A 9234-nucleotide genomic window follows, 5' to 3' on the forward strand; every position below is an offset into this window, starting at 1 on the left:
CAACGTGGATCTCACGCGATTGATTGTCCGGCGCGGCATCGCGCCATGAGCCTTAGGTGATCCCGTATCATGGTCGAGCCGTCCAAAGGCGATGGATCACCCTCATCGCTGCTTGATCGCCTGGCGGCGGGACTGGCACTGACAACAGGCGGTTTTTCTCGCACATCATGACCGACATCGATCCTGTTCACATCCATACCTACTCCGGCATCGCCTTCGATCTGCGTAATCCGCAGCCGGCGATGCTGCGCCTGGAGGACATCATCCATTCGCTCTCGTTGATGAACCGCTTCAACGGTGCCGCGCTGTTTCCGTACAGCGTTGCCCAGCACTCCCTGCATGTCGCCTCGCTGCTGCCGCCTGAACTGCGACTGGAAGGCCTGTTGCACGATGCCGCCGAGGCCTACATCGGTGACATGGTCAGTCCGCTGAAACAGGTGATGCCGGAGTATAAGGCCGTCGAGGCGCGCATCAGTGCCGTCGTCGCTGAGGTCTTTGGCCTGGCCTATCCGGAACCCGCCGCCGTCAAACAGGCCGATCTAGCGGTGCTCGCCGCCGAGCGCGAGCAGGTGCTCGGCCCCTCCTATGGCCCTTGGTTCAAGGACTTTCCCGAGCCGGCGCCAATCAGCATCCGCCCGTGCGACTGGTTGCAGGTCAAGGCCAGCTTTGGCCAAGCGTTGCAGACCGAGATCAGCAAACGTCGCGCCGCGACCGATGTGCGCCGGACGGATGCAGCCGAACCCGAGCCATTCGGCAGCCTCAGGCCTCAGGAGGCGAGGGCATGACTCAAGAAGGAGGCGAGGGCATGACTCAAGATCCCGTGGACCAGATGGCGCTGGAAGACCCCGTCGAGACGCTCGAGGTGATCGATCTCCAGCTCATCCGCAAGGCGCTCACCGAGGCCCAGAGCGAGCCAACCGAGGCGGCGCGTGCGCGGGCCTTCATCGCCGCACTCTCGGCGCTGCTGCTGATGTCGGGCGATCGCGAACTCGGCAACGCGATCGGCGCTGATTGGTCTGCGACCGCTCGATGCCGATGCACTGGAGCGCTTGATCGCCGGCTGAGTCTCTGGGGATCAGCGCGAGATCACCGAGCAGGCTTCAACTGCTCATGCAGCCACTGCTCAACCACCGCTTGCGCCTCCGCGCTCGGCGCTTGGTTGGACACGCCCTTCAGCTGATCCAGTGACGCACGGCCGTGGCGCAGGCTCAGCCTCAAGGTCAGGCGCTAAGGCGCTAACACCTTGTAACTCGAAATGTTGCTTGATCTTGATCCCCTCGACATCTCCAGGCAACCACAGTCTGCTACAGATTCATGGTCGATCACCGCTAGCGTGCCGGCCAGCGCCGATACCCTCCAACCTGCACCCAAGCCAGCCGCCGGCTGCCACCGCTCGCACCCATCTCGGGCGATGTTCCGCATGGCATGCTGCGCCGATCCTGGCGATCGGCGTACACCCGGCTTCGGAAACGCCCATCCATGGATGGCTCCGCTAACCATTGCTGAGGCTAGGCGGCGTTGTGCTGGGCTCGGCGCCTGCTGAGGAGCGCTTGGCATCCGGCTCGGTTTGATCGCGCGCGATCGCCACACAGTGGCCTTCGCGGTGTCTGGTTAGCGGAACCACTGCCTCGCTGCGCTTCAACGCAGCACATAGGGCGGCTCTGTTCGGCATACTCAAGCGCCTCGGCGCCAGTTCATAGGAACGAGATAGCCCCCTCGCAGTCGTTTAGCCCGCTCGTCTGATTCGCCACGCGCAGGGGTTGTCGGCCATGATCCGGCCGAGCAGGCGTTCCAGTGCGACAATGAGGGTTTCCTGGCCGTCGCCGCGGTCGTTGTAGTCGACATCGCTTGCCATGCGCGGGTGAGTCCAAGCCTAGCCCGGTAACTGGGTGCGGATGGCTTCCGCCGTTCCTGCTAGAAATAGACCGCCTCGCAACAGCTAACCATGACGCAGTAGGCCCAAGGCGGTGAGCACTTGCCTGATGATCCGTTCCGACACCAAACCTCGATCTGAGAACATGACCGCACAAAGCACCCTGCCTGCGGGTCCGTTTGTCGCCTGGGTGCTCGCTCTGTTCGGCACGGCGGTGGGCGCCGGCGTCTTGTTTCTGCCGAACCAGGCTGGCCAGGGCGGCTTCTGGGTGCTCGGCGTGGCGGCGCTGTTGGTCTGGCCGACGATTACCCTGGGGCATCGGTTCTATGCCCTGATCCCGAGCCGGGCCGACGCAGGCTCGGACTTCTCCGCCGCCGTTGCGCACTGGTGGCCGCAGTTAGCCGGCCTGCTGCGGCTGCTGTTCGTCGTCTGGCTGTTTGTGCTGCTGATGGCGTACTCGATTGCGCTCACCAACGGACTCGGTCACCTGTTGGCACAGCATCCTTGGGTTGCTGTGGAGGCACTGCCTCGGCCCTGGCTCGCGGTGATCGTGCTTGGGACCATGATGTTGCTGCTGGGTTCGGCGCGGCCCGTCTTGGTCCACCTGCTGGGCGCACTGAGCTTGATGCTGATTGGGCTGTTGGTGACGGTCTCCTTTGCGCTCGTGCCGCATTGGAGGCAGGATGTCGCCTTGGCCGCCCTGGCGCTGCCGGAGCCAGCCGTTGCGCTGCAGCAGTTGTTGGTGCTCTACCCGTTGCTGACGCTCTCATTCATGTTTTTCCCAAGCCTGTCCGGGCTAGTGCTGGACCTCCAAGCGCGGCTGCCGGATCGCGCCGGGCAGGAACGGGTGACAGGGCGGATCATCGCCGCAGCCACGCTCGCGCTCCTGGGGTTTGTACTTGGCTTCGTCGCCTCTTTCATGCTCGCGGTACCCGCGGCGGACTTCGTTGCCGCCAACCGCGAGAACCTCTCCGCCCTCGACCTGGTGGGCGAGCAGTTCAGCCACAGTTGGCTGGGCGGATTGGGTCCGGCAGTCAGCCTGATCGCGCTGACCAGTTCCTTCATCGGCATCTATGTCGGCTATCGGTTAGCGCTCCTCGCCGTCTTCGGGCGCACAGCACACCAAGGTGGGCGACATCGACCTTGGGCCGAGGCCCTCCTGCTGGCCGGAACCTTTTGCCTCCTCTTGCCGCCGGTGGTCGCCAATGTGCCGGTGATGGACATCCTTGGTGACCTGGTGGCACCGCTCGGTGCCATCTTCCTACTGCTGGTCCCGGCTGGAATCGTGCTGACCGCAGCCGATTTCCGCCCTCAGCGTGGACCCGCGGCCTGGTTCTCTGTTACCGCGGGTGTCGTGGTGGTCGGGGCCTACTTCGTCGGCAAGGTGCTCGGCGGGAGCTGACTCAGAGACCCATCGCGCCGCGCAAAGTGCGGTCGAAGGCGTGACGAAGCAGCGCACGATAGTCGCCCGGGAACTGAATGCCCAGCGGATCAAGCCGGGCCTGTGCCTGCTTGGTCTCGAAGTGTTGGATCTCCTCGGTAGGACCCCCCTGGAAGTAGAGTGTCAGCGGATAGAGCGGGTCGTCTTCGCGCAGCGGGGCGATGACGCGGTGTTTCCAATCCTCATAGGGCACGATCTCGATGGGCTTGCCGGTGAGGTCGGACAACAGGCTGACGTACTCGGGCAGGTCGATCTCGTGCGGGTTGGACAGGTTCAGCATCGCGCGGTCGGTGGCCCGGTCCAGGGTCAGGGCGACCATGGCAGCGGCGAGCTGGTCCACGGGCACGGCCTCGAACACGAGATCGAGGTCGGGCGCAAGGCCGCGGGAGAGATAAGCGCGCATCATCAACAGCGCGAAGTTGCTGCCGGCGGGGCTGGCGACCCCGGTGCGGCTGTTGGCGAAGATGTTGCCGGGGCGCAAGATCAGGCCGCTCAGGCCGCGCTCGAAGCCCTGCGCAAGGAGTCGCTCGGAGACCCATTTGGACAACGCATAACCGCCGAAGAACGCCGCCGGGGTCGAACCGACGCGCCCCTCGTAGCCAATCCCTTGCGTATCGGCCTCAGTGATGGCACTGGCGGTGGAGACGAAGGCGAGCTTCTTTGGGCGTCCGCGCAGGGCCAGGCGGATCAGCGCCAGTGTGCTCTGGGTGTTCGCGGCCTTGAGTCGGTTGTAGTCGTAGAGGTGATGGACGAAGGCGCCGCAGTGGATGATGTGCGAGCAGTGGTCGCGCAGCCGCTGCGTGTCCACGGCACTGAGACCGAGTCCAGGCTGGGCAAGATCGCCGGCGACCGCACGGATGCGCTCGGCGGCAGCGCCGGGATCGAGGCCGAGGCGATGCAGGGCGTCGCGCAGCTCGGCGAGCAGGTTCCCGGCCTCAGCGCCGGGCCTCATCAGGCAGTAGACCGGGCGGTTGGTCTGCTCGAGCAGCTCGGCCAGCAGGTGACCGCCGAGGAAACCCGTGGCGCCCGTAAGCAGCACGGCGCCGTCGCCGGCATCCTCGGCCTGATGTATCCACGCCGGCTGGATGCTTGGATCGAGCACGGCATCGGCCTCGGCGGCGGAGCGCTCCGCGGCGTGGTCCGCCTGCCCGCCGAGCTCTTCGATGGTCTTCGCCAGGCCCTCGATGGTCGGATGCTGCAGGAAGGCGTCGAGCTCGAAGGGTTTGGCGATGCGCTCGCGAATGCCGGTGTAGACCGTCGCAAGCAGGATGGATGAGCCGCCGAGGCTGAAGAAGTCGTCGGTGACGCCGAACTCGGTGCGATCCAGGCACTCGGACCAGACCTGCCAGATGACGCGCTCGGTGTCGGTGCGCGGCTTCACGGCATCAGGCCGGGCGGTCTCCTCCAGCACGGGCGGCGGCAGGCGCTTGCGATCGATCTTGCCGCGCGAGGTGACTGGAAGCGCGTCGAGTGTCATCAGCACCGCGGGCACGGAGTAGGCGGGAAGTTGCTCGCCGAGCCAGCGCTTGTAAGCATCCAGGTCGAAGGCGGCACGCCGCGTTGCTTCCGGTTGCAGATAGCCCACAAGCACCTTTTCGCCTTTCACCTTGACCATCACCACCGCCACATTGGCGATGTCCGGGTGGTTCACCAAGATCTGCTCGATACCGTCCAGTTCCAGCCGGAAGCCGCGGAACTTGATCTGGCGGTCGGCACGGCCGACAAAGGCCAGGCTGCCATCGTCGAGAAAGTGCACCAGATCGCCGGTACGGTAGACCACGTCGGTGGGATCGCCGGTGAAGGGATTCGGCAAAAAGTGCTCGGCGGTGCGCTCGGGCAGGTTGAGATACCCTTTCGCTAGCCGGTGACCGCCGATATAGAGTTCGCCGGTCTCGCCGGGCGGGACGGGCTTGCGATCGTCGTCCAGTACGTAGAGCACGGTGTCGGCTAGGGCCTTGCCAATGGGCAGGGGCGCAGACGGGTCGGCCAGTTCGGTGATCAGTTGGAAGGTGGCGAGGATGCCGGTTTCGGTCGGGCCGTAGCCATTGACGAAGGCGCGGGGCCGACCGCCTGCGTTGTTGAGCACCTTGTGCACGGTCTTGGGGTTGACCACGTCGCCGCCAGAGAGCAGGTACTTAACCCGGCGAAACATGCCTGGGCGGAAGGCGACCAGTTGATCGAACAGCGCCGAGGTCACCCACATGACGCTGATCGCCTGGTGCTCGATGAAGTCGGCGAAGGCCTCTGGATTGATGATGGTCTCGTAGTCGACGCAGATCAGGGTCGCGCCGTTGAGCAGCGCCGTCCAGATCTCGAACGAGGCGGCGTCGAAGGCGATACTGCTCGACGACAGCACCCGGTCGTCGGCATCGATGCTGAGATACCTGGGACTCAAAATCAGCCCGCTGATGGCCAGGTGCGGGAGCAGTACGCCCTTCGGCCGCCCGGTGGAGCCCGAGGTGAAGAACACGCAAGCGATGTCGCCGCTGTCGATGTGCGCCCGGCGCGGCTCTGGAGACCAGGCGTAGGGATCTGTTTGGTCATCGAGGCTGATGGGGGCGGCGAAGTCGAAGTCGCTGCGCTTGTTGGGTGCCACGAGCAGGCATTTGGGCGCCGCATCCTCCACGATCGCTCGGCGGCGCTCCAGCGGTTCGCGCAGATCGATCGGCACATAGGCGGCACCGCACTTCAGCGCCCCCAGCATCGCGACCATGAAGTCGATGCCACGGGGATAGGCGATGCAGACGAGGTCGCCGTGCTCGACCCGGTGTTCACGGTGCAGCCAGTCGGCAACTCGGTTCGAGAGCAGTTCCAGCTCGGCGTAAGTGATGCAGGCGCGACCATGGCGCACCGCAATGCCCTGTGGCATCTGCGCGGCAACGCGGGAGAACACTCCTGGCAGGGTCTGCGGATCATCGAGGTTCAGATCGGCGGGCGCACGTGGGGTCGGGTTCATCTGTCACCTCTAAAGGGTCGCGGGCCGACTCCCGGGGCTTGGCCGGGATTCCCGCGAGCGGCATGATCATGGCGGTGTATCGATAAGATTCGTGCAGCGCATTCAACCTGTCCATGGTATTCGCTTTCAGCCCGAGCGGCGTCTTGCTGACACTTGCTCAATCCTGAAACGGACCTCGTCACTCAGATGCCGAGGAAATTCTCGGTAAGACCGAGAGGCGGTGTCGATCAGCGTGAGCAGCCCATCGAACCATTCGGCGACCAGCAGGTAACTGAGACAGGCCGGTGATGCCGGTTCCGGCGAGCCGCACAGCTCGCCCCAGCGCTCGCGGCGATTATCGCACCGCCGGCGCCGCGATGACGATGTCAACCTGCTCGTGCGCCGCCTTGATCTCGCTGATCGCTTCCTTGAGCCGCTGCGAGGCGCAGTTTGGAGGCCTTTCAACTGAAGGTGTTGGTACGAAAGCGCGAGCGCAAGGCCCACTTGTGAGTCGTTGTCTTCATGGATGGTGCCGCACGGGAACTGTTAGCTGCTGCTCGGCGTCGTGCGTTTTTCGCAAGCCGGTATGGCCGAGGCCCCAACGACGCGAACGCTGCTGACCTGACTCAGACGCTAGCTAGCCGCCCGCCGCTTGCAAAGCGGTACCGAGGTCGTAATACAGCAGCGTCGATACCAGTCCAACGATGCCGATGACCAAGAACGGTCCAATCAATGTCTTGAACAGGGCCCGGTCGCCGAGTCCCAGCACCAAGAAGAGCTTCATGAAGGTATTGGAGATGGCACCCAGCACCAGGTTGAAGGCGGCCCAATCGATATGAATCAGGCCCGATGCTTGGAGACTGCTCATGGAGAAGGCGATAGCGTCGGCGTCGGTCAGTCCGCTGACGAGGGCAACGGCCGGTAGCCAAGCGTCCCCCAGATAGAAGGTTGCGAGGCGCGTAAACATCAGGATGCCCGCAAACACCAAACCGAAGCTGACAGCCGACTTGAGACTGAAGGGGTTGTGAAACTCGACGTTCACGGTCGCCGTATCGGGCTGTCGCGACCGGAAGTAGAGGACGGCGGCCATCAGGGCGCCGGTGATGCCCATCGCCGTCAATGGAACGGCGATGTTCTTCATCAGGGGCGGATTAATCACTGCGATCTCCAGCAGCAGGCGTGGAAACATCACCGAGCTAGCCAGGATGATCGCCATGGCAAACAGGGAGTTGCCCGCTGGTGCCTCAATGCTGCGGCGAGCGAAGCTCAGCGTCGTTACCGTGCTTGAGACCAAGCCGCCGATCAAGCCGGTCAGCCCAATACCGACCCTGCTGCCGAGAATCTTGATTGAGACATAGCCGGCGAAGCTGACGAAAGACACCAGCACCACGATCAGCCAGAGCATGTAGGGCCGCACGGCTGACGCCATGACCTCCAGAAACTCGATGCCCAGGCCACCGTCCACGCTGATGTCGGGCCGCACATCCGCCAGCTGGCGACCCTCATAGCCGCCACTGGCGTTTAGGTTCTCGGCCGCGGTGATCCTGACGAAGCCGATACGCGTCCCGTCGGGTTGGGACAGCATCACCCGATCCCCCGCACTCACGCGCGCATCCCCGTCCAGCCTGATATCGACCTCGCCTGTGCTCTGGTCCACTGCCGTCACCGTTCCGACCGAATGGGTCAAGAAGGTATCCAGCGATTGCCGCGGAAGCACCGGCAAGATGACGAAAGTGATGGTCAAAAACAACAGCACCGCGCGCATTTCGTGTATTTGTACGCGCGAGCGGAAGCGCTTGATCGCATCCTTTGGAAATAGAACGCCCAGCATCAGGATGGCGAGCGCGATCGCCAGCAACGTGGCCCCGTGCATGATGATGACGCCGAGAAAGAAGGTCAGCACCGCGGCAAGTTCGGTGGTGATACCAGGGCCTTGGTCGCGCTGGACCCAGTAGGAAGACAACAGCAGCGCAAGGAATCCGGCGAACCCCGCCAAAATCAACCAGGATGCCTGGAGCCCGAGAGCTGCGTAGCTGGAGAGGGCGCCGATCAACGAGAACAGGACGAAGTCTCGAATACCAACGGTGGGAATGGTTTCGTCGCGAAGCTCGCGCTCGAGGCCGATGAGAAAGCCCAAGAGCGCCGCGAGGCCAAAGTGTGAGAAGAGCTGGATCAGGTCGTCTTGCGGCATCAAAGTCCCAATGGAAGCGCAAAGGTCATTTGATGATAGCTGACTTCAATGCTGAGACGTCTTTTTAGGTCGCTGGCTGCTCGCGGACAATCGCGATGACCACCCCGATGATTTCAACCTGATCGAAGGCATACCGTTGCGGCGCCATCTAGGCATGAGCAGGTTGCAGACGCAGATGATGGGGTTCGCGGTAGAGGCGTTTCATGGTCGCCTGTTCGCCGTTGATCAGCGCGATGACAAGGGCGCCGTCATCAATGCTTAAGCGGGGTTGGATCAAGACCAGGTCGCCATCCTCGATCTGATCGTCGATCATCGATTCTCCGCGGAGGGTGTAACCTGCCGAGCGCGCCCTTAACTTGTTGACATATCGAGAATAAGTTTTCGAAATTCACCTAAGCTTCTGATTTGCAGCCTTGCTAACCGACTGATTTTTAAGAAGTAGCGAAAGGCAGGTTACACCCCTCCGCGGATCCGCAATGCATACTGTGCCCGCCGCGCAAGCCCCGATGGCAAGTGTCGTCATCGACTCCATCTGCGGATCGATCCACTCGCTCGTCTGAACGAGCCAGGTCGCACTCAGGCGCTGAACGAGGAGGTGGGCATCCCACATGGACAAGGGCCTTGAGGCGTTTTTGCATTATGTCCAGTCTAGCAAAGCTGAAATATTTTTATTTCAGGGCTCTGCAACTTTACATAAGAAGGATTATGCGCAAATCCCGAAGTTTCAAAACTGGTGCTGGCCGATCTGAGCCTGCAAGGCAGGACGATACTGTTCGATTCAAGGCGCCCTGGCC

General features: G+C 63.0%; 8 protein-coding genes. 3 read left to right on the top strand and 5 right to left on the bottom strand.

Features of this window, described 5'->3' with window-relative positions:
• Positions 1-167: 167 nt before the first annotated feature.
• A complete protein-coding gene (locus VBE63_RS21830) occupies positions 168-785 on the top strand; it encodes a hypothetical protein (RefSeq protein WP_323685132.1) in 618 nt (205 codons plus the stop codon).
• 20 nt (positions 786-805) lie between these two features.
• Positions 806-1180: a hypothetical protein gene (locus tag VBE63_RS21835; RefSeq protein WP_323685133.1), complete on the top strand. Its 375-nt coding sequence runs from the start codon at positions 806-808 to the stop codon at positions 1178-1180.
• Positions 1181-1726: 546 nt separating this feature from the next.
• On the opposite strand, the gene VBE63_RS21840 is transcribed toward VBE63_RS21835, so the two are convergent.
• Entirely contained in the window at positions 1727-1855 is a 129-nt protein-coding gene (locus VBE63_RS21840) for a hypothetical protein (RefSeq protein WP_323685134.1), read from the bottom strand.
• Between the two features lie 163 nt (positions 1856-2018).
• Between VBE63_RS21840 and VBE63_RS21845 the strand changes: the two genes are divergently transcribed.
• On the top strand, positions 2019-3275 hold the full coding sequence (locus tag VBE63_RS21845; protein ID WP_323685135.1) for an aromatic amino acid transport family protein: 1257 nt from the start codon (positions 2019-2021) through the stop codon (positions 3273-3275).
• A gap of 1 nt (position 3276) precedes the next feature.
• Here the strand turns inward: VBE63_RS21845 and VBE63_RS21850 are convergent, their stop codons facing one another.
• From VBE63_RS21850 to VBE63_RS21865, 4 genes are all read right to left on the bottom strand, one after another.
• A complete protein-coding gene (locus VBE63_RS21850; RefSeq protein WP_323685136.1) occupies positions 3277-6270 on the bottom strand; it encodes an amino acid adenylation domain-containing protein in 2994 nt (997 codons plus the stop codon).
• 126 nt (positions 6271-6396) lie between these two features.
• Positions 6397-6639 (bottom strand): hypothetical protein, encoded by a 243-nt coding sequence (locus VBE63_RS21855; protein WP_323685137.1) that lies wholly within the window; start codon positions 6637-6639, stop codon positions 6397-6399.
• Positions 6640-6886: 247 nt separating this feature from the next.
• Positions 6887-8440 (bottom strand): MgtC/SapB family protein, encoded by a 1554-nt coding sequence (locus VBE63_RS21860; protein WP_323685138.1) that lies wholly within the window; start codon positions 8438-8440, stop codon positions 6887-6889.
• 148 nt (positions 8441-8588) lie between these two features.
• Positions 8589-8828: a LexA family protein gene (locus VBE63_RS21865; RefSeq protein ID WP_323685139.1), complete on the bottom strand. Its 240-nt coding sequence runs from the start codon at positions 8826-8828 to the stop codon at positions 8589-8591.
• Positions 8829-9234: the final 406 nt, after the last annotated feature.

This window comes from Lamprobacter sp. (genome assembly GCF_034860625.1).
Classification (GTDB): Bacteria; Pseudomonadota; Gammaproteobacteria; order Chromatiales; family Chromatiaceae; genus Lamprobacter.

Bases quoted from the DNA above. Each gene is read 5' to 3' on its own strand.
- VBE63_RS21830 (WP_323685132.1), top strand. From the start codon at position 168: ATGACCGACATCGATCCTGTTCACATCCATACCTACTCCGGCATCGCC.
- VBE63_RS21835 (WP_323685133.1), top strand. From the start codon at position 806: ATGACTCAAGATCCCGTGGACCAGATGGCGCTGGAAGACCCCGTCGAG.
- VBE63_RS21840 (WP_323685134.1), bottom strand. From the start codon at position 1,855: ATGGCAAGCGATGTCGACTACAACGACCGCGGCGACGGCCAGGAAACC.
- VBE63_RS21845 (WP_323685135.1), top strand. From the start codon at position 2,019: ATGACCGCACAAAGCACCCTGCCTGCGGGTCCGTTTGTCGCCTGGGTG.
- VBE63_RS21850 (WP_323685136.1), bottom strand. From the start codon at position 6,270: ATGAACCCGACCCCACGTGCGCCCGCCGATCTGAACCTCGATGATCCG.
- VBE63_RS21860 (WP_323685138.1), bottom strand. From the start codon at position 8,440: ATGCCGCAAGACGACCTGATCCAGCTCTTCTCACACTTTGGCCTCGCG.